General features: G+C 38.4%; 17 protein-coding genes, 1 tRNA gene and 1 pseudogene. 18 read left to right on the top strand and 1 reads right to left on the bottom strand.

From position 1 onward, the window contains the following. The 7 genes and pseudogenes from WBG45_RS12615 to WBG45_RS12585 form a co-directional block, all read left to right on the top strand. A pseudogene (locus WBG45_RS12615) lies at positions 1–735 on the top strand (tetratricopeptide repeat protein); the annotation flags it as partial. Positions 736–807: 72 nt separating this feature from the next. Beyond that, the gene (trxB, locus tag WBG45_RS12610; RefSeq protein ID WP_424415060.1) at positions 808–1,758 is read left to right on the top strand and encodes a thioredoxin-disulfide reductase; all 951 of its coding nucleotides are present in this window, start codon (positions 808–810) and stop codon (positions 1,756–1,758) included. Positions 1,759–2,324: 566 nt separating this feature from the next. Then, the gene (locus WBG45_RS12605; protein WP_424415058.1) at positions 2,325–2,801 is read left to right on the top strand and encodes an NUDIX hydrolase; all 477 of its coding nucleotides are present in this window, start codon (positions 2,325–2,327) and stop codon (positions 2,799–2,801) included. After that, positions 2,801–3,685: an RNase adapter RapZ gene (gene rapZ, locus WBG45_RS12600; RefSeq protein ID WP_424415056.1), complete on the top strand. Its 885-nt coding sequence runs from the start codon at positions 2,801–2,803 to the stop codon at positions 3,683–3,685. The genes WBG45_RS12605 and rapZ overlap by 1 nt, the downstream gene beginning before the upstream one ends. A 4-nt stretch (positions 3,686–3,689) precedes the next feature. Next, positions 3,690–4,682, top strand: coding sequence for a gluconeogenesis factor YvcK family protein (locus WBG45_RS12595; protein WP_424415054.1), 993 nt, complete (start codon positions 3,690–3,692; stop codon positions 4,680–4,682). 26 nt (positions 4,683–4,708) lie between these two features. Then, positions 4,709–5,665 carry a DNA-binding protein WhiA gene (gene whiA, locus WBG45_RS12590; RefSeq protein ID WP_024534023.1) on the top strand — a complete coding sequence of 319 codons (957 nt, stop codon included), beginning with the start codon at positions 4,709–4,711 and terminating at the stop codon, positions 5,663–5,665. A gap of 73 nt (positions 5,666–5,738) precedes the next feature. Then, positions 5,739–5,996 carry an HPr family phosphocarrier protein gene (locus WBG45_RS12585; protein ID WP_024534024.1) on the top strand — a complete coding sequence of 86 codons (258 nt, stop codon included), beginning with the start codon at positions 5,739–5,741 and terminating at the stop codon, positions 5,994–5,996. Positions 5,997–6,054: 58 nt separating this feature from the next. On the opposite strand, the gene WBG45_RS12580 is transcribed toward WBG45_RS12585, so the two are convergent. After that, a tRNA-Arg gene (locus tag WBG45_RS12580) sits at positions 6,055–6,126 on the bottom strand. 170 nt (positions 6,127–6,296) lie between these two features. Here WBG45_RS12580 and clpP point away from each other — a divergent pair. The 11 genes from clpP (at position 6,297) to eno (ending at position 17,695) form a co-directional block, all read left to right on the top strand. Then, positions 6,297–6,893, top strand: a complete 597-nt coding sequence (gene clpP / locus WBG45_RS12575; RefSeq protein ID WP_024534025.1) for an ATP-dependent Clp endopeptidase proteolytic subunit ClpP — start codon at positions 6,297–6,299, stop codon at positions 6,891–6,893. Positions 6,894–6,995: 102 nt separating this feature from the next. Then, complete coding sequence (locus tag WBG45_RS12570) at positions 6,996–7,574, top strand: LemA family protein (RefSeq protein ID WP_424415051.1); 579 nt, start codon at positions 6,996–6,998, stop codon at positions 7,572–7,574. Next, positions 7,574–8,359 carry a TPM domain-containing protein gene (locus WBG45_RS12565; RefSeq protein WP_424415049.1) on the top strand — a complete coding sequence of 262 codons (786 nt, stop codon included), beginning with the start codon at positions 7,574–7,576 and terminating at the stop codon, positions 8,357–8,359. The genes WBG45_RS12570 and WBG45_RS12565 overlap by 1 nt, the downstream gene beginning before the upstream one ends. Positions 8,360–8,742: 383 nt before the next feature. Further along, positions 8,743–10,011, top strand: coding sequence for an RNA polymerase factor sigma-54 (gene rpoN, locus WBG45_RS12560; RefSeq protein ID WP_424415047.1), 1,269 nt, complete (start codon positions 8,743–8,745; stop codon positions 10,009–10,011). 2 nt (positions 10,012–10,013) lie between these two features. Next, positions 10,014–10,247 (top strand): glutaredoxin family protein, encoded by a 234-nt coding sequence (locus tag WBG45_RS12555; RefSeq protein ID WP_424415045.1) that lies wholly within the window; start codon positions 10,014–10,016, stop codon positions 10,245–10,247. Between the two features lie 471 nt (positions 10,248–10,718). Then, the gene (locus tag WBG45_RS12550) at positions 10,719–11,756 is read left to right on the top strand and encodes a sugar-binding transcriptional regulator (RefSeq protein WP_424415043.1); all 1,038 of its coding nucleotides are present in this window, start codon (positions 10,719–10,721) and stop codon (positions 11,754–11,756) included. Between the two features lie 12 nt (positions 11,757–11,768). Beyond that, positions 11,769–12,776 (top strand): type I glyceraldehyde-3-phosphate dehydrogenase, encoded by a 1,008-nt coding sequence (gene gap, locus WBG45_RS12545; protein ID WP_424415041.1) that lies wholly within the window; start codon positions 11,769–11,771, stop codon positions 12,774–12,776. Positions 12,777–12,898: 122 nt separating this feature from the next. After that, positions 12,899–14,086, top strand: a complete 1,188-nt coding sequence (locus WBG45_RS12540) for a phosphoglycerate kinase (protein WP_424415039.1) — start codon at positions 12,899–12,901, stop codon at positions 14,084–14,086. A 12-nt stretch (positions 14,087–14,098) separates the two neighbouring features. After that, a complete protein-coding gene (gene tpiA / locus WBG45_RS12535; protein ID WP_424415037.1) occupies positions 14,099–14,860 on the top strand; it encodes a triose-phosphate isomerase in 762 nt (253 codons plus the stop codon). Continuing rightward, positions 14,853–16,397: a 2,3-bisphosphoglycerate-independent phosphoglycerate mutase gene (gene gpmI / locus WBG45_RS12530; RefSeq protein ID WP_424415035.1), complete on the top strand. Its 1,545-nt coding sequence runs from the start codon at positions 14,853–14,855 to the stop codon at positions 16,395–16,397. Before tpiA ends, gpmI begins: the two co-directional genes overlap by 8 nt. Before the next feature lie 2 nt (positions 16,398–16,399). Further along, positions 16,400–17,695 carry a phosphopyruvate hydratase gene (gene eno / locus WBG45_RS12525; protein WP_424415033.1) on the top strand — a complete coding sequence of 432 codons (1,296 nt, stop codon included), beginning with the start codon at positions 16,400–16,402 and terminating at the stop codon, positions 17,693–17,695. Positions 17,696–17,851: the final 156 nt, after the last annotated feature.

Below are 17,851 nucleotides of genomic sequence, written 5' to 3'. Positions count from 1 at the left end.
TTAGTAGGCCGTTACGATGATGCCTATAAATGGTTACGTTCACTCCAAAAACGGGGATATGAGGGCGATCCAGGGTTTTATTTCTGGTTGTCACATTCGGCGTATTTTTCGGATCATGAAAAAGAGGCGCGCTTTGCATGGAAACAATTAATTAACATTGATCCAGAAAAGCAAGGTCTTGAACCTTGGGCTGGTCAAGTTGAAGGCGAAGCTCTGCAAGGGATGGAACATAATCGAGACTTTATTGTAGAGAAGTTAGAAAATGCTTATCGTAGTGAGCGTATGTTTGGTTTGTTTTTACTTGGTAAGACGGCTCATAAACAAGAAATTATTGCTCATCCTGAATGGGTGAATGTTGAATCGTATTCTACAATGGAAAAGTGGTTACTTGCTTTTTCTCTTGGACATGAATTTGAAGCGAAACAACCAGCAGAGATTTCATTTATGCGAGCAGTTCATGCAACAGAAGTATTATATGTGAAAAATCGTCCCGTCACAATTGATGGTTCATTTTTGTTTCAGATGTGGTTCGTTTTAATTGAACGTGCAATCGATAAAGGGTATGTATTTAAAAACCCGAATGCCTTGGCAGCCGCAGCGGATTATATGTTTCAATCCTCTCGATCTCATGGGATTACGAAAACTGCGTTAGCAAAAAACTATGAAATCACAACACCAACCTTAACGAAGTATGTAAATGAACTCATTCAGTTTTTACCATTCTCTGATTCGTAAGCAAAAAAGTTGAATGAGCGACATGAATCTTATACATTTGTTACAGAACATTGGGTTTAGGAGGTTTTTTATATGACTGAAGAAAAAATTTATGACGTTGTAATTATCGGTGCAGGTCCTGCCGGTATGACGGCTGCTGTATATACATCACGAGGAAACTTATCGACATTAATGATCGAACGAGGAATTCCGGGTGGCCAAATGGCAAATACTGAAGAAGTTGAAAATTACCCTGGTTTTGAACATATTTTAGGACCAGAACTTTCGACTAAAATGTTTGACCATGCGAAAAAATTCGGTGCAGAATATGCATACGGAGATGTACAAGAAATTATTGATGGTGAAGCTTTTAAAACCATTAAAGCTGGTGGAAAAGAATACAAAGCACGCACTATTATTTTAACCACTGGTGCAGAATATAAAAAAATGGGCATCCCCGGCGAAACAGAGCTCGGTGGGCGCGGAGTAAGTTATTGTGCAGTTTGTGATGGAGCATTCTTTAGAAATAAAGAATTAGTAGTAGTTGGTGGCGGAGATTCGGCTGTTGAAGAGGGAGTATATTTAACTCGCTTTGCAAGTAAAGTAACGATTGTCCACCGTCGAGAAGAATTGCGTGCACAAAAAATCCTTCAAGACCGTGCTTTTGCAAATGAAAAAATTGAGTTTATCTGGAACCATACTGTAAAATCGATTAACGATGAAAATGGTAAAGTCGGAGGCGTAACATTAGCTTCTACTGTGGATGATTCTGAACAGGAATTTACAGCGGACGGTGTATTCATATATATCGGCATGCTGCCATTAACAAAACCATTTGTGAATTTAGGTATTTTAAATGAAAATGGTTATATACTAACAAATGAACAAATGGAAACAAAAATTCCTGGTATTTTCGCTGCAGGAGATGTGAGAGAAAAAACATTGCGTCAAATTGTTACTGCTACTGGTGATGGAAGTATTGCTGCACAAGCCGCACAACACTATATTGAAGAACTACATGAAAAATTAAGCGCTAAAGTTTAATTTTAATCATTCTTTAATCCATCTGTAATACGCTTGCAACAATAAAGGTGTATATTAAAGGAAGTAAATTGACCCCCTTTTTATAGCAACATTTTGACAGGCTGTTCGTCGATGCAAATCGATGGGCAGCCTCTTTTTTTTATTGGCTATGTTAAATGTTGCTGTTGATATTGCGCAAAACAATGAGACAGATTTTTAGTGTCATTTAGATTGTGAAAAATTTATCGATCAAATTAAAGAGTTTATCGCTCAATCCTGAGATTTATCGCTCAAACACGTCTTATATCCAAGTTAACTCATTGAAACAGACATGGACTTGATTTCTCGTCATCAAACAATTAGAGCGGAAAGCGGCCGCTGAACTCTCGCTTGTTAACATAAACACAACCTTGAGGCGTAAGAAGTGCTGCGAGGAGTGTGGACCTAATGCATTTTCGATTACTACTATAATAATGTGTCGTGAGAAAGAATCCATTCCTCTAATCTTATTGCATTCTTTTTGGTATGGTCTTCATCAAAGTTGTATAATAGAATGAGTGAGTTTATTTGGATGTGGAGTGTCGAATGTGCAACGTATAGCGAACTTAATTATATTAAAAAATCAGCAAGTACTTTTATTAAAGAAACCACGTAGAGATTGGTATGTCGCTCCTGGTGGCAAAATGGAAGCGGGCGAGTCCATTTATACTTCGGCAATTAGAGAGTTTCAAGAGGAAACGAACACCATCCCTATTGATCCTCATTTGAAGGGGGTATACACAATGGTTATACGTGATGAAGATAAGGTTGAAACCGAATGGATGTTATTTACCTTTATTGCGTATGATTTAGAAGGAATTCCATTTGAGCATACAAAAGAAGGCATCTTAGAATGGCATCCAGTAGAAGCGTTAGCTCATTTACCGATGGCAGAAGGAGATCGGACGAATCTCCAATTTGCTGTTTCTGGCAAAGGAGTTCAGTACGGAACATTTGTGTATACCACTGACTTTGAATTAATTAAAGAAGATATTCAAGTTTCAAATGAAAGGGAGAGACAATAATGGAATTGCAACGAACTCAAGATTCGGAATTTGTTATTATTACCGGCATGTCTGGCGCAGGTAAAACAGTAGCCATTCAAAGTTTCGAGGATCTCGGGTTTTTCTGTATCGATAACTTGCCACCAGCCTTGTTAATGACTTTTTTAAAGTTAATGAGAGAATCAGGGAAAGATATGAACCGCATTGCAGCGGTTATGGATATGCGTGGTGGAGACTTATTTGATTCGTTAATTGGTGCTTTGGACGATATGGCGAAAGAAAATGGAGTGACACCGAAAATTCTCTTTTTAGAAGCAGATGATGAAACATTGGTCAGACGCTACAAAGAAACACGTCGTTCTCACCCTCTTGCACCTGCTGGATTACCATTAGAGGGGATCGCAAGAGAGCGCTTATTACTTTCTGAATTAAAAGGAAGAGCGCAATTTATTTACAATACATCCTCTTTAAAACCAAAAGAGCTTCGAGAGAAAATTCAAGCTGAATTTTCTTCAAAAGGGAACTATACCTTCACTTTAAATGTTATGTCGTTTGGTTATAAACATGGGATGCCAATTGATGCAGATTTGGTGTTTGATGTCCGTTTTTTACCCAATCCATATTATATAGAAGAGTTACGTCCTAAAACAGGTTTAGATTCAGATGTTTCCGGCTACGTATTAAAATGGCCAGAAACTCAAGTGTTAATTGAAAAACTGACAGATTTATTGATTTATATGATTCCCCAATATAAACGAGAAGGCAAACGCCAACTTGTCATTGCGTTTGGTTGTACGGGCGGACAACATCGCTCCGTAACACTTACGGAATACTTTGCAAAATTGTTCCAAGAAGAGTATCAAACAGTCATTACGCATCGCGATATTAAACATAGAAAGGGTTGATGGAATGGCACGTTCCAAACGCCGGAAACGCATCGTAATAATCGGCGGGGGAACGGGACTATCTACGTTACTTCGAGGATTGAAAAAATTCCCTGTCGACATTACTGCAATTGTTACCGTCGCAGATGATGGCGGAAGTTCAGGTAGACTTCGAGATGATTATGATATACCGCCTCCGGGTGATATACGAAAAGTAATGGCTGCATTATCGGATGTAGAGCCCTTAGTTGAAGAGATGTTCCAGTATCGGTTTAGTGAATCTGTAGACTTAGGTGGTCATTCTTTAGGGAACTTAATGTTGACTGCATTGACCGATATAACAGGTGACTTTTCTCATGCAATTCGTGAAATGAGTCGTGTTTTAAATGTTCATGGAACTGTTTTGCCAGCTGCAAATCAAACCATTACACTCCATGCTGAACTTGACGATGGTACAATTGTTACAGGTGAATCAAAAATTCCTACGTATAATCAACGCATTCATCGTGTGTTTTTAACGCCAGATGATGTGGAACCTCTTCCAGATACGATAAAAGCAATTCGAAAAGCTGATTTACTCGTATTTGGTCCGGGAAGTTTATATACTAGTATTTTGCCTAATCTATTAGTACAAGGTATTCAAAAAGCTATTCTTCAATCTAAAGCTCATAATATATACATTTGTAATTTAATGACACAAGCTGGAGAAACACATAATTATTCGGCAGCTGATCATGTTCGAGCACTCTTTTTACATATGGGAGCACCCTTTATTCAAACCATTTTGTTGAATACGGATGAAGTTCCAGTAGAAGTTCAAAAAGTGTATGAACAAGAACAATCTAAGCCAGTAAGTTATGATGAGTCTCGCTTATCTCAATTAGGAATAACCGTGGTCAAAAAAGATATTGCGACCATTCAGGATGGAGCCATCCGACATGATGCTACTAAAGTTGCCGAATGGCTTGTTGAATATGCGGAAGATAGGGAAAGTGCTATTAAAAATTCATCTATCTAGCTTTCGTTTGAAAGGAGGACACTTCTATGTCATTTGCATCTGAAACCAAAAAAGAAATGACGCAAGCTGACATAATCCCTTGTTGTGCGAAAGCAGAGTTATCAGCACTCATTCGAATGAATGGTGCGCTTTCATTTGCCAATCGGAGTTTAAGCTTAGATGTTCAAACGGAAAATGCGGCTATAGCAAGACGTCTATATACGCTCATGAAGTCCACATATCCATATCGGGTAGAATTGTTAGTACGAAAAAAGATGCGGTTGAAGAAAAATAATGTCTATATTTGTCGAGTACGTGATGGCTCAAAAGCCTTACTCGAAGATTTGAAAATCATTTCTGAAGATTTTCAAATTAATCATACAATCTCACCGGAACTAATTAAAAAAAATTGTTGTAAACGTGCCTATTTACGGGGTGCATTTTTAGCTGGAGGGTCAGTTAATAATCCTGAAACTTCTGCATATCATTTAGAAATCTATTCACTATATAAAGATCACAGTGAAGCATTGGTAGATTTAATGAATGGATTTGGATTAAATGCGAAAACTATAGAGCGTAAAAAAGGTTTTGTAACGTATTTAAAAGAAGCAGAAAAAATTTCTGATTTTTTCAGTATCACGGGAGCACACCAAGCATTGCTAAAGTTTGAAGATGTACGAATCATTCGCGATATGAGAAATAGCGTAAACCGCCTGGTGAACTGTGAGACAGCCAATTTAAACAAAACCATCGGAGCAGCAGTCCGCCAAGTAGAAAACATTCGATATATTGATAAAGCGATGGGAATCGATCAACTTCCAGAGAAACTTAGAGAAATTGCTCGTTTACGTGTAGAATATCAAGATGTGACGTTAAAAGAGCTAGGCGAGATGGTGTCTACTGGAACTATCAGTAAGTCAGGAATTAATCATCGCTTACGTAAACTTGATGAAATTGCAGATGGTCTTCGCGGTGGAGTAACGTTCGATAAAGCAAATAGATAGTTGTGTGAAAGTAATTTTTCCGCTAACATAAAAAACAATACAATAAGGGATAGAGCTTAGGGGGCATGAACGAATGGTAGAAAAACAAGTACAAGTAGGATTAAAATCAGGGTTACAAGCAAGACAAGCTGCTCTTTTTGTACAGGAAGCAAATCGTTATCAAGCAGATGTGTATTTACAGAAAGAGACTAAAAAAGTTAATGCGAAAAGTATTATGGGCATTATGAGCTTAGCTATTAGCAAAGGATCATCAGTTATCATCAGTGCTGACGGCTCAGATGAAGAACAAGCTGTATCCGGATTAATCGCAATGGTTGGAAATGAAGAATAAATAATTAGCAAAAAACCTCCGACAGAATTGTCGAAGGTTTTTTATTTGAACTAAATGACGCCCTCGGCGAGAATCGAACTCACATCTAAAGCTTCGGAGGCTCACGTGTTATCCATTACACCACGAGGACAAGCGACTTTTCTATTATACAAAGAGTCGTCCAACAATACAACTTTACTTTTTCGTGCATAATATTTGACCTTCCTTGACCAACTTGTATATGATAAAGTAACAACTGAGAACATCTTATGAAACTCAGGATGTAAGAAAATTAATTTATGTTTGAAGGAGGCAATTTCAATGAACTTAATTCCTACAGTTATTGAACAAACAAGCCGTGGAGAACGTGCTTATGACATTTACTCTCGTTTACTTAAAGATCGTGTAATTATGCTTGGAAGTGGCATTGATGACAATGTTGCAAACTCCATAGTGGCGCAATTACTTTTCCTAGAAGCAGATGATCCAGAAAAAGATATTTCAATTTACATTAACAGCCCAGGTGGAAGTATTACAGCGGGTATGGCTATTTTTGACACAATGCAATTTATTAAGCCAGATGTACAAACAATTTGTATCGGTATGGCTGCATCAATGGGTGCTTTCTTACTTGCTGCCGGAACAAAAGGAAAACGTTATGCATTACCAAACTCTGAAGTTATGATTCACCAACCACTAGGTGGTGCACAAGGGCAAGCGACTGAAATTGAAATCGCTGCTAAACGTATTTTATTCTTACGTGAAAAGTTGAACAATATTTTAGCTGAACGTACAGGTCAATCGGTTGAAGTCATTGCAAAAGACACAGATCGTGATAATTTCATGACAGCTGAACGTGCGAAAGAATATGGTTTAGTGGATCATATCATTTCCCGTAGCGACTTGAAAAAAGCATAAAAATGAAACGACAGTGACTGTTACAGTTACTGTCGTTTTTTTATGTTTTAACAATCTCTAAAGAAGGTAGATAATGACTATACTAATCAAGAGGTGAAGAAAATGAAAAAAGGTTTAGTTCCCATTCTTATCGTTGTGGGTATTATCGTTGTTTTGGCACTTATGTTAATTCCTAGTTATAACGGCTTCGTTAACGGCGAAGAAAATGTAGATCAAGCATACGCACAAGTGGAAAATCAACTGCAACGCAGACTTGATTTGATTCCTAATTTGGTGGAAACAGTTAAAGGGTTTGCGAAACAAGAAAAAGATGTAATCGATAGTGTAACTGAAGCTAGGGCTCGTCTAGCTGGAGCTGGTTCTCCACAAGAACAAGCGCAAGCGAATGATGAATTATCAGGAGCATTAAGTCGATTATTAGTTGTCGTTGAAAATTATCCCGAACTCAAATCAGATGCAAATTTTCGTCAATTGATGGACGAATTAGCTGGTACAGAAAATCGATTATCAGTAGCAAGACAAGATTATAATAATGAAGTTGCTGATTTTAATCGAAAAGTAAAACGATTTCCAGGTGCATTGCTTGCAGGAATTTTCGGCTTTGATGAAAAAGAATACTTTAAAGCTGATGCGGGAGCACAGGATGCACCGAAAATTGATTTCGGAGGAGATGGCGAGTGATGAAAAAAGCTGCGCTTTTCGTAGGAACGGCGCTTCTTTTTCTGTTGACGCTTGCGCCAATGATTCAGGCGGCAACAATACCTCAACCAGTTGGTGATATTTATACCCAAGATTTTGCTGATTTACTAAACGAGGAACAAGAAGCTGAGATTGATCAATTAGCGGCACGTTTAGATGATGCTACAGGTGCTCAAATAGCGGTGCTGACCGTTAATTCACTAGAGGGAGCTGATATTCAAAGTTTTGCGAACCAGGCATTTCGTGAATATAAACTTGGAGATGCAGAAAAAAATAATGGTGTCTTGCTAGTCATCGACATGGATACTCGAGAGTTGTGGGTTGAAGTCGGCTACGGCCTAGAAGGTGCTTTACCTGATGGCAAAGTTGGGCGAATACTAGACGAGTTTACTGTACCTTATATGAAAGAGGACAAAGCGGATTTAGCCATTTTAAATACAATGAAAGTTTTTTATCAAGAAATCGCTAAAGAATATGACTGGAATGGTGAAGCGGTAAATCCTGAGCAGTCTGCTAAAAGTAGTGAGGATGAGGGTGGTGGTTCTTTTTCAATTACCACTATTATCATCATTTTATTCGTACTTTTCATGGTTTTTAAAAACCGTGGTGGAGGTGGAATGGGGCCAGGCTCTCGAGGACGTCGTGGCGGATTTCCTATGATGGGACCAGGATCATTCGGCGGTGGATTTGGCGGAGGCGGCGGAGGTGGTTTCCGTGGTGGAGGCGGAGGTTCTTCTGGCGGAGGCGGCGCAGGTCGTGGATTTTAGTTCTAAGAAGTGAGTGGCAAAAAGCCACTCGCTTTTTTTGTGAAGGCTATGTTAGAGAATACTTTTGATATTGAGAAAGAGTACATCAGACGAATGCTATTGATATTGAAAAATACAGAAAGATTGCATTTGCTCCTAGCAAGCCGCAGGAGCGTGGAGAATGAGACCCACAAGTATGTGGTTTTCATGCTTGTTGGCTCATGCGAAACGTGCGGCCAGCGGAAATGTACGATAAAGAACAGTATTGTAAAACTAAGCTTTTGTAAAAAGCTCTTTTTGAGAGATAGAGTTAGCTAATTCAACTTGAAATTAAACATATCAAATTCTACCCATTTCTCTATGTTTAGCTTGTCTCGTATAATAGAAATTGGGGGTGAATTTCAATGGACCAACACTTAAGTCAATTGCAGATACAAACACAAAAATTAGCAATGACTCAATCGTTGCGCCAATCACTTGAAATCCTAAATTTCTCGACCTATGAACTGGAACATTTTCTGAGAGAAAAGCAAGATGAAAACCCGTGGTTAAAAGTACGTTTAAAAGGACCAACACTTATTTCGCCACAAAGGGTTCAACAACAATCTAGCCTTTCTTCATTCAAAGATCTGCTTTACACACAATTACTAGACTTTCACTTAACGGATGATCTCGCTTATTTGGTTCATTGGCTCATCGATGATTTAGATGAACATGGATTCCTTACAGGTACACTTGCAGAGTATGCAAGCTGGACCAATAAACCACAATTCTTAATTCAAGAAGCAATCGAAGTCATACAACGTTGTGAACCAATTGGAATTGGAGCATTCTCAAAACAACATGCATTAGTTCTTCAAGCGATAAATAAAAGATTATCGGCGGAAACATTAGATATTGTAACAAACCATTTTGACTTGTTTATCTCGAAAAAATGGAAAGAGCTTGCGAAAAATATACATATTTCACTAGAAGAAATTCAACAAATCGCAGATACATTATCTAATTTTTCAACATCGCCCTTACAATTAATTGAACAACATCAGACTGCATATATTCAACCTGATGCCTATGTATCATTTCAAAATAAAGAGTGTACCATCATTTATTACGGACATGCTTTCCCTCAAGCACATGTTGATAAAACTTATTCACAAAGCCTAACACTTCAGATGGATGATCAAACAAAGGCATATGTCCAAAAAAAAACGAAAGAAGTCGAGAATATAACATTTCAACTACATTGGCGTAAGTCGACTTTGCAACGAATCATTCAGGAAGTAGTAAATAGTCAGCAAAAATACTTTACAAAAGGTCCATCTTTCTTAGTGCCTATGACTATGACCGATTTAGCAGAGCGGCTAGAAATACATGAATCAACAGTTAGTAGGGCTGTTCGGGAGAAGTACATACAAACCCAAACAGGAATCGTTGCTTTAAAGTCTTTTTTTTCGCAACCATCCGTAGATGACGTTTCGGTAGCTCATGTGAAAACACGAATTCAGTTTTTTATTGAACATGAGGATAAAAACAAACCGGTATCCGATCAAAAAATCGTCGATATGCTTCTTTTAGAACGAATCCATTTATCACGCCGTGTTATTGCAAAATATAGAGAGCAACTTGGCATCTTTGGTTCATCAAAACGAAAACGATTTGAAAGGAAGGATTAATGATGAAAGTACAATTTTATTCACGATCAAATTGTCCATTATGTGAGGAAGCTAGATTAATGCTGGAATTAGTAAAGGATGATATTTACTTAGATATTGAAGAAATTAATATTGAAGAAGATGATAAAATTCATGAGAAATATCTACTTCGTATACCTGTGATTGAGAGCGGAGGGGTAATTATTCAAGAAGGTCGAATTGATTATCCTACTTTGTTAGAGGCGTTTACTTCGTAAGTGTCTCAGATCGTTGACATAAGTATTTATTAAATAGCGAAGTATGGAATAAACATATCACTCAATCTTCGTGAAGTTGTCTGCGGGTGGTGGACGATAATAAAATAAAGAACGTTTGGAATTTTTCAACTTTTGTTAAAGGCTAAACACCAGGCAGGGACTGCCACGAAGACTCCTGTGGGATAAGCTTGAACTGAAGACCCCGAATGAACGGAGTGACGAGGAGGCTGAAGTCAAGCCCACGGAAAGCGCAGTGGAAGTCCCTGCTGGTTTATATACTCATTCAAAATCAAGTTAGTCTTCAGTCTGAGGCGTTTACTTCGTAAACGTCTTTTTATTTGCACTTTTTTTGAAAGAGGAGTATATTAATAATATAAGTGGGACATAATCTGTACCACCGGGACATTAAACGTCCCGATTATTTTAAAGATTGTAATCGGAAGATGTAGTTTTTCGAAAAGGGAGAATGCAATGGAACAATTACTAGAAGCACAACAGAAATTGTTACCAGAAATGACGACTCTTCTTCAAAAAAGATATCGACTATTAATGACGATTCAGTTATCAACAGGAATTGGACGAAGAGCATTAAGTGAAATCGTACATTCGACTGAACGTGAGACGAGAAGAGAGTTAGACATTTTACGAGCACAAGGGTTAATACAAGTGTTGGCAAATGGAATGGAAATTACACAAGAAGGCAAGAGTGTTTTAGTAACATTAAAAGATTTGGTTCATGAATGGTCTGGATTATACGATATGGAAAAACAACTTGAAAAAGCATTTAAATTAGCTCGAGTAATCATCGTTCCAGGGGATAGTGAAATCGAAAGTCCTGCAAAATCCTTAATCGGGCAAGAAGCAGCAAAACAGCTTGAACTGTTATCAAAAAATAAAGATACTGTTGCTGTTACAGGTGGCAGTACAATTGCAGCGATTGCCAACCACTTATCCGTGCATCTTAAGCCTAAGAATTTAGTGTTTGTTGCAGCACGTGGTGGAATTGGTGAAAATGTAGAAATGCAAGCTAATCATATAGCATCTGCATTTGCCATACAGGCAAGTGGAACATCTCGAACGTTATACCTACCCGATCATCTAAGTGAAACAGCATACAAGACAATGATTAAAGAACCTGTCATAAAAGAAATGATAGACCTTTATGATAAAACAAACATTGTCATTCACGGGATTGGGGATGCAAAAGAAATGGCGCGACGCCGTAATTCTAGCAATGAGGAACTCGATATCATTTTGCAGAAGGAAGCTGTCGGTGAAGCCTTTGGTTATTATTTTAATGAACAAGGGAAAGCTGTACATCGTATTCGCACAGTAGGGATACAATTAAAACAACTTAAACACGCACAACATTTATTAGCTGTTGCAGGAGGAGCTTCTAAAGCTTCTGCCATATTATCTTATTTAAAACACGCACCAAATCAAACGGTTTTAATTACTGATGAAGGTGCCGCAAATAAAATAACTCAACTTTTGAGTAATGAAAATTAGGAGGAAATATAAATGACTTTAAAATTAGCAATTAACGGATTTGGACGTATTGGGCGAGTAGTATTCCGCGAGGCATTACAACGTGAAGGTGTAGAAGTAGTTGCGATTAACGACTTAACGGATGCAGCAATGTTAGCACATTTACTAAAGTATGATTCAGTACACGGTATCTTTGATGCAGACGTATCATCTGAAGGCGACTACTTAATTGTCAATGGCAAACAAGTACGTGTTTATGCTGAAAAAGATCCTTCGGTTTTACCATGGAAAGATCTTGGAATTGATATTGTTGTTGAAGCAACAGGTATTTTCCGTGATAACGAATCTGCTGGAAAACATATTGAAGCAGGTGCTAAAAAAGTTATCGTTTCTTCACCAGGTAAGAGTGGAATGTCTACATTCGTTATGGGTGTTAACCATGAAACGTATAACCCTGAAACAGACCATGTTGTTTCAAACGCATCTTGTACTACAAATAGCTTAGCACCAGTTGCGAAAGTTCTTCATGAGAAATTCGGAATTAAACGCGGTATGATGACTACAATTCATTCATACACAAACGATCAACGTATTTTAGATTTACCACATGAAGATTACCGCCGTGCTCGTGCAGCAGCTGAATCAATGATTCCAACTTCAACAGGAGCTGCAGCAGCAGTATCATTAGTTCTTCCTGAACTAAAAGGCAAGTTAGATGGAATGGCAGTTCGAGTACCAACGCCAAACGTATCACTTGTAGATTTAGTAGTAGAACTTGATACAGATGTAACAACTGAAGAAGTAAATGCTGCATTAAAATCAGCATCTGAAAACGAATTAAATGGTTTCTTAGAATACAATGAATTGCCTTTAGTATCTCGTGACTATAACGGTAACGCCGCTTCATCAACTGTAGATGGTTTATCAACAATGGTTCTTGAGAAAAACATGGTTAAAGTATTGTCTTGGTATGATAATGAAACTGGCTACTCAACTCGTTGTATCGACCTTGCACTACACATGTCTAGTAAAGGTTTATAAGACGTCTAAGCTCTTGATAAAGTAGCGAATATTGTCATTAACCTCTATAATAAAGTAGGGTAAAAGGAACGGAGGTACCCTCCGTTCCTTATTTTTTTAATTTTTGAAGGAGGAGATTCTTCATGAAACAAAAACAGACAATGCAACAAGTAGACTTGGCAGGTAAGCGGGTATTTTGCCGCGTAGATTTTAATGTGCCAATGGAAGATGGAAAAATTACAGATGATACAAGAATACGTGCAGCACTTCCTACCATCAAATACTTGGTAGAAAAAGGGGCAAAAGTAATTTTGGCGAGTCATATGGGTCGTCCAAAAGGAGAAGTTACTGAAGAGTTACGCTTAACTCAAGTAGGTGAGCACTTAAGTGAACTATTACATAAACCTGTTCTGAAGTTAGACGAGTCAGTCGGTGAGTCAGTAGAACAAGCAATTGCTGAATTGGAGCAAGGCGACATTGTATTACTTGAGAATGTTCGTTTCCATAAAGGTGAAGAAAAAAATGATGCAGCATTAGCAGAGCAATTTGCTAAGCTCGCAGATGTTTTTGTAAACGATGCTTTTGGAGCAGCACATCGTGCACATGCTTCGACAGAGGGTATCGCCAAACATATTCCAGCAGTTTCAGGATTGTTAATGGAAAAGGAATTAGACGTTTTAGGTAAAGCTTTGTCTGAACCAGAGCGACCATTTACAGCCATCATTGGTGGAGCAAAAGTAAAAGATAAAATTGGTGTGATTGATCATTTATTGGATATTGTGGACAACCTTATCATTGGTGGCGGCTTATCTTATACATTTTCTAAAGCACAAGGTAACGATGTTGGAAAATCTTTGCTTGAAGAAGACAAAGTTGACTTAGCCAAATCATTTATCGATAAAGCAAAAGAAAAAGGTGTGAATTTATTCATGCCGATCGACGTTGTAGTAGCTAATGAATTTTCAAAAGATGCTGAAACCAAAGTAGTTAACATCGATGAAATCCCTTCTGATTGGATGGGACTTGATATCGGACCAAAAACAACAGCTCAATACGCAGATGTCATTGCGAATTCGAAACTTATCATTTGGAATGGACCAATGGGTGTATTTGAAATGACACCATTTGCTGAAGGAACTAAAGGTGTAGCAAATGCTATGGCAACAACACAAGGGTACACTGTAATCGGTGGTGGCGATTCAGCCGCAGCTGTTGAAAAATTCGATGTAGCTGATAAAATGGATCACATTTCGACTGGTGGCGGAGCTTCTTTAGAGTTCATGGAAGGTAAAGACTTACCTGGAGTTGTGGCACTAAACGATCAAAACTAAGGAGGAATTCGCATGCGAAAACCCATTATTGCTGGTAACTGGAAAATGTATAAAACTTTATCTGAGGCGAAACAATTTGCTGAAGAAGTAAAAGGATTGGCACCAGATTCTGTGAAAGTGGATACAGTAATTTGTGCAGCACCACTCTTTCTAGAACAATTAACTCAATCACTATCTGGATCAACTGTTCATGTGGGTGCTCAAACGATGCACTTTGAAAATGAAGGTGCTTTTACTGGCGAAGTTAGCCCAGTTCAATTAGCAGACTTAGGCGTTGAATACGTTATTTTAGGACACTCAGAGCGACGTGAATATTTTAATGAAACAGACGAAGCAGTCAATAAGAAAGTGCAAGCGGCATTTGCTCATTCATTAACTCCTATTGTTTGTGTAGGTGAAACTCTTGAAGAGCGTGAAGCAGGCAACACAACTTCTAAAGTAGAAGGACAAGTAGAACTAGCACTTGCTGGATTGAATGAAGATCAAGTGAAACAAACAGTAATTGCATACGAACCAATATGGGCAATCGGTACAGGTAAAACTGCTACATCTGAAAATGCCAATGAAGTGTGTGGAGCTATTCGCAATAAAGTAGAGTCTTTATTTGGACAACAAGTGTCTGAAGCAGTCCGTATTCAATACGGTGGCTCTGTTAAACCAGAAAACATAGAAGAGTTATTAACAATGGAACACATAGACGGTGCACTAGTTGGTGGAGCAAGTTTACAACCTGAATCGTTTTTAAAATTATTGGAGGCTGGTGCCAATGTCTAAATCACCCGTTGCATTAATCATTTTAGATGGTTTTGCGATACGTAGTGAAGTTTTTGGCAATGCAGTGGCACAAGCGAAAAAACCGAACTTTGATCGTTACTGGAATACCTATTCCCATGCTTCTTTAGTGGCTTCAGGGAACGCTGTTGGGCTCCCCGAAGGTCAAATGGGGAATTCCGAAGTTGGTCATTTAAATATTGGTGCAGGACGTATTGTGTATCAAAATTTAACAAGAATTCATAAATCGATTGCTGATGCCGACTTCTTTCAGAATGCAGCATTTATGGAGGCAATTGCACATGTGAAAGCGCATGGTTCAAAACTCCACTTAATGGGCTTGTTATCTGACGGTGGCGTTCATTCGCATTACGAGCATTTATTTGCCTTATTGCAATTAGCGAAATCACAAGGACTTGAAGACGTCTTCGTTCACGGATTCTTAGATGGTCGCGATGTAGGGCCATCAACGGCACTTTCTTACATTGAAGAAACAGAAAAACAAATGTCTCAAATTGGTGTAGGTAAATTTGCTACTATTAGTGGTCGTTATTATGCAATGGACCGAGATCGTCGATGGGAGCGAGTAGAGAAAGCCTATCGTGCTTTAGTTGATGGCGTAGGAGAACTATCAACGTCAGCTATAGCAGGCGTGAAAGCTTCTTATGATAACAAAGTAGCAGATGAATTTGTCCTGCCGTTTGTTATTGAGGAACAAGGGAAACCAGTTGCAACAATTGATTCGCAAGATGCTGTTATTTTCTTTAACTTTAGACCTGACCGCGCGATTCAATTGTCGTCTGTTTTAACAAATCCTAGTTGTAATCCAGCATTTTCTTTGAGTGCTAAACATCCAACTGAATTAAAGTTTGTGACATTTACAACATATAGTGACGAAGTATTTTCTTCCATCGCTTATGCTAGTGACAACTTAGTTAACACGGTGGGTGAAGTCCTTTCTGCAAATGGTAAAACACAGTTACGAATTGCTGAAACAGAGAAGTTCCCTCATGTTACCTTCTTTATGAGTGGTGGACGAGAAGAACGTTTCCCTGGAGAAGAACGTATATTAATTGATTCTCCAAAAGTGGCAACATATGATTTACAGCCTGAAATGAGTGCTTATGAAGTAACAGATGCATTACTTGAGGCCATTGCTGCAGACCGTTTTGATGGGATTTTATTAAACTTTGCAAATCCCGATATGGTCGGTCATAGTGGAATGCTTGAGCCAACAATTCGTGCAATTGAAGTGGTAGACGAATGTTTAGGACGCATTGTTGATGCACTAATTGCTAAAGGTGGAGCAGCTATTATCACGGCAGATCATGGCAATTCAGATGAAGTCTTAACTGTTGCCGGTGAACCGATGACAGCGCACACCACGAATCCCGTTCCTGTTATTGTAACGAAAAATGGAATTGATTTACGTGAAGATGGTATCTTAGCAGATCTTGCCCCTACCATGTTACACTTGTTAGGAATTAATCAACCGTCTGAAATGACAGGTAAAACATTATTGAAAGCTGAGGAGATTTAAACATGCCAATTATTACTCAAATACAAGCTCGTGAAGTATTAGATTCTCGCGGAAATCCAACTATTGAAGTTGAAGTATTTACAGAAAGCGGAGCATTTGGTCGCGCAATTGTACCTTCAGGCGCTTCTACGGGTGAACATGAAGCTGTAGAACTACGTGATGGAGACAAAGGTCGTTACCTTGGTAAAGGCGTCCTTAAAGCCGTTGAAAACGTAAACGTAGTAATTGCAGAAGAACTTGAAGAAAAATTCACTGTATTAGATCAAGTATCAATCGATCAAGCAATGATTGAATTAGATGGTACAGAAAATAAAGGCAAACTGGGAGCTAACGCAATTCTTGGAGTTTCACTTGCCACTGCTCATGCAGCAGCAGATTATTTGGACATCCCGTTATATCAATACTTAGGTGGATTTAACGCGAAACAACTTCCTGTTCCAATGATGAACATCTTAAACGGTGGGGAACATGCTGATAACAATGTTGATATTCAAGAATTTATGGTAATGCCTGTAGGGGCAACATCTTTCCGCCAAGCACTTCAAATGGGCGCTGAAATTTTCCATAACTTGAAATCAGTATTGAAAGATAAAGGATTGAACACTGCTGTAGGAGATGAAGGTGGATTCGCTCCTAACTTATCGTCAAATGAAGAAGCTATCACTACGATTTTGACTGCTATTGAAAAAGCTGGGTACAAGCCAGGCGAAGAGATCTTGCTAGCTATGGATGTTGCTTCTTCTGAGTTCTTTAACAAAGAAGATGGGAAATATCATTTAGTTGGAGAAGGCATTGTCAAAACATCTGAAGAAATGGTTAACTGGTATGAAGAGCTTTGCGACAAATACCCAATCGTTTCAATTGAAGATGGTTTAGATGAAAACGACTGGGCTGGACATAAATTATTGACAGAACGCCTAGGCGATCGTGTTCAACTTGTTGGTGACGATTTATTCGTTACAAATACTTCGAAACTTTCTAAAGGGATTGAAGAAGGCGTTGCGAACTCAATCTTAATCAAAGTAAACCAAATCGGTACATTAACAGAAACATTTGATGCGATTGAAATGGCGAAACGAGCAGGTTACACAACAGTAATTTCTCATCGCTCTGGTGAATCTGAAGATTCAACGATTGCTGATATCGCAGTTGCTACAAACGCTGGCCAAATTAAAACGGGTGCACCGTCACGATCTGACCGCGTAGCGAAATACAACCAATTACTTCGTATTGAAGACCAACTTTACGAAACTGCTCAATATTTAGGAATGAAAACTTTCTATAACTTGAAAAAATAAAGACATGAGCCGCACACTCCTTTGAGGAAGTGCGGCTTTTTTTAAAAGTTAAGAAAGTATATAATTTTAGTTCGATAAATCCAGTGTTTCAGGTGTTTTGGACAAAATGATTGATTCATTAATATTGATGATTTCCGTTTCAGGCGGACGCTTTCC

Origin of the sequence: Paenisporosarcina sp. (genome assembly GCF_049671445.1) — a bacterium.
Taxonomy (GTDB): domain Bacteria; phylum Bacillota; class Bacilli; order Bacillales_A; family Planococcaceae; genus Paenisporosarcina.
Note: the sequence above shows the minus strand (reverse complement) of the source record. Positions and strands in the feature narration are given on the sequence as shown.

Excerpts from the sequence above, each read along its gene's own strand:
- trxB (WP_424415060.1), top strand. The coding sequence starts at position 808 with ATGACTGAAGAAAAAATTTATGACGTTGTAATTATCGGTGCAGGTCCT.
- rapZ (WP_424415056.1), top strand. The coding sequence starts at position 2,801 with ATGGAATTGCAACGAACTCAAGATTCGGAATTTGTTATTATTACCGGC.
- WBG45_RS12595 (WP_424415054.1), top strand. The coding sequence starts at position 3,690 with ATGGCACGTTCCAAACGCCGGAAACGCATCGTAATAATCGGCGGGGGA.
- whiA (WP_024534023.1), top strand. The coding sequence starts at position 4,709 with ATGTCATTTGCATCTGAAACCAAAAAAGAAATGACGCAAGCTGACATA.
- WBG45_RS12585 (WP_024534024.1), top strand. The coding sequence starts at position 5,739 with ATGGTAGAAAAACAAGTACAAGTAGGATTAAAATCAGGGTTACAAGCA.
- clpP (WP_024534025.1), top strand. The coding sequence starts at position 6,297 with ATGAACTTAATTCCTACAGTTATTGAACAAACAAGCCGTGGAGAACGT.
- WBG45_RS12570 (WP_424415051.1), top strand. The coding sequence starts at position 6,996 with ATGAAAAAAGGTTTAGTTCCCATTCTTATCGTTGTGGGTATTATCGTT.
- WBG45_RS12565 (WP_424415049.1), top strand. The coding sequence starts at position 7,574 with ATGAAAAAAGCTGCGCTTTTCGTAGGAACGGCGCTTCTTTTTCTGTTG.
- rpoN (WP_424415047.1), top strand. The coding sequence starts at position 8,743 with ATGGACCAACACTTAAGTCAATTGCAGATACAAACACAAAAATTAGCA.
- WBG45_RS12555 (WP_424415045.1), top strand. The coding sequence starts at position 10,014 with ATGAAAGTACAATTTTATTCACGATCAAATTGTCCATTATGTGAGGAA.
- WBG45_RS12550 (WP_424415043.1), top strand. The coding sequence starts at position 10,719 with ATGGAACAATTACTAGAAGCACAACAGAAATTGTTACCAGAAATGACG.
- gap (WP_424415041.1), top strand. The coding sequence starts at position 11,769 with ATGACTTTAAAATTAGCAATTAACGGATTTGGACGTATTGGGCGAGTA.
- WBG45_RS12540 (WP_424415039.1), top strand. The coding sequence starts at position 12,899 with ATGAAACAAAAACAGACAATGCAACAAGTAGACTTGGCAGGTAAGCGG.
- tpiA (WP_424415037.1), top strand. The coding sequence starts at position 14,099 with ATGCGAAAACCCATTATTGCTGGTAACTGGAAAATGTATAAAACTTTA.
- gpmI (WP_424415035.1), top strand. The coding sequence starts at position 14,853 with ATGTCTAAATCACCCGTTGCATTAATCATTTTAGATGGTTTTGCGATA.
- eno (WP_424415033.1), top strand. The coding sequence starts at position 16,400 with ATGCCAATTATTACTCAAATACAAGCTCGTGAAGTATTAGATTCTCGC.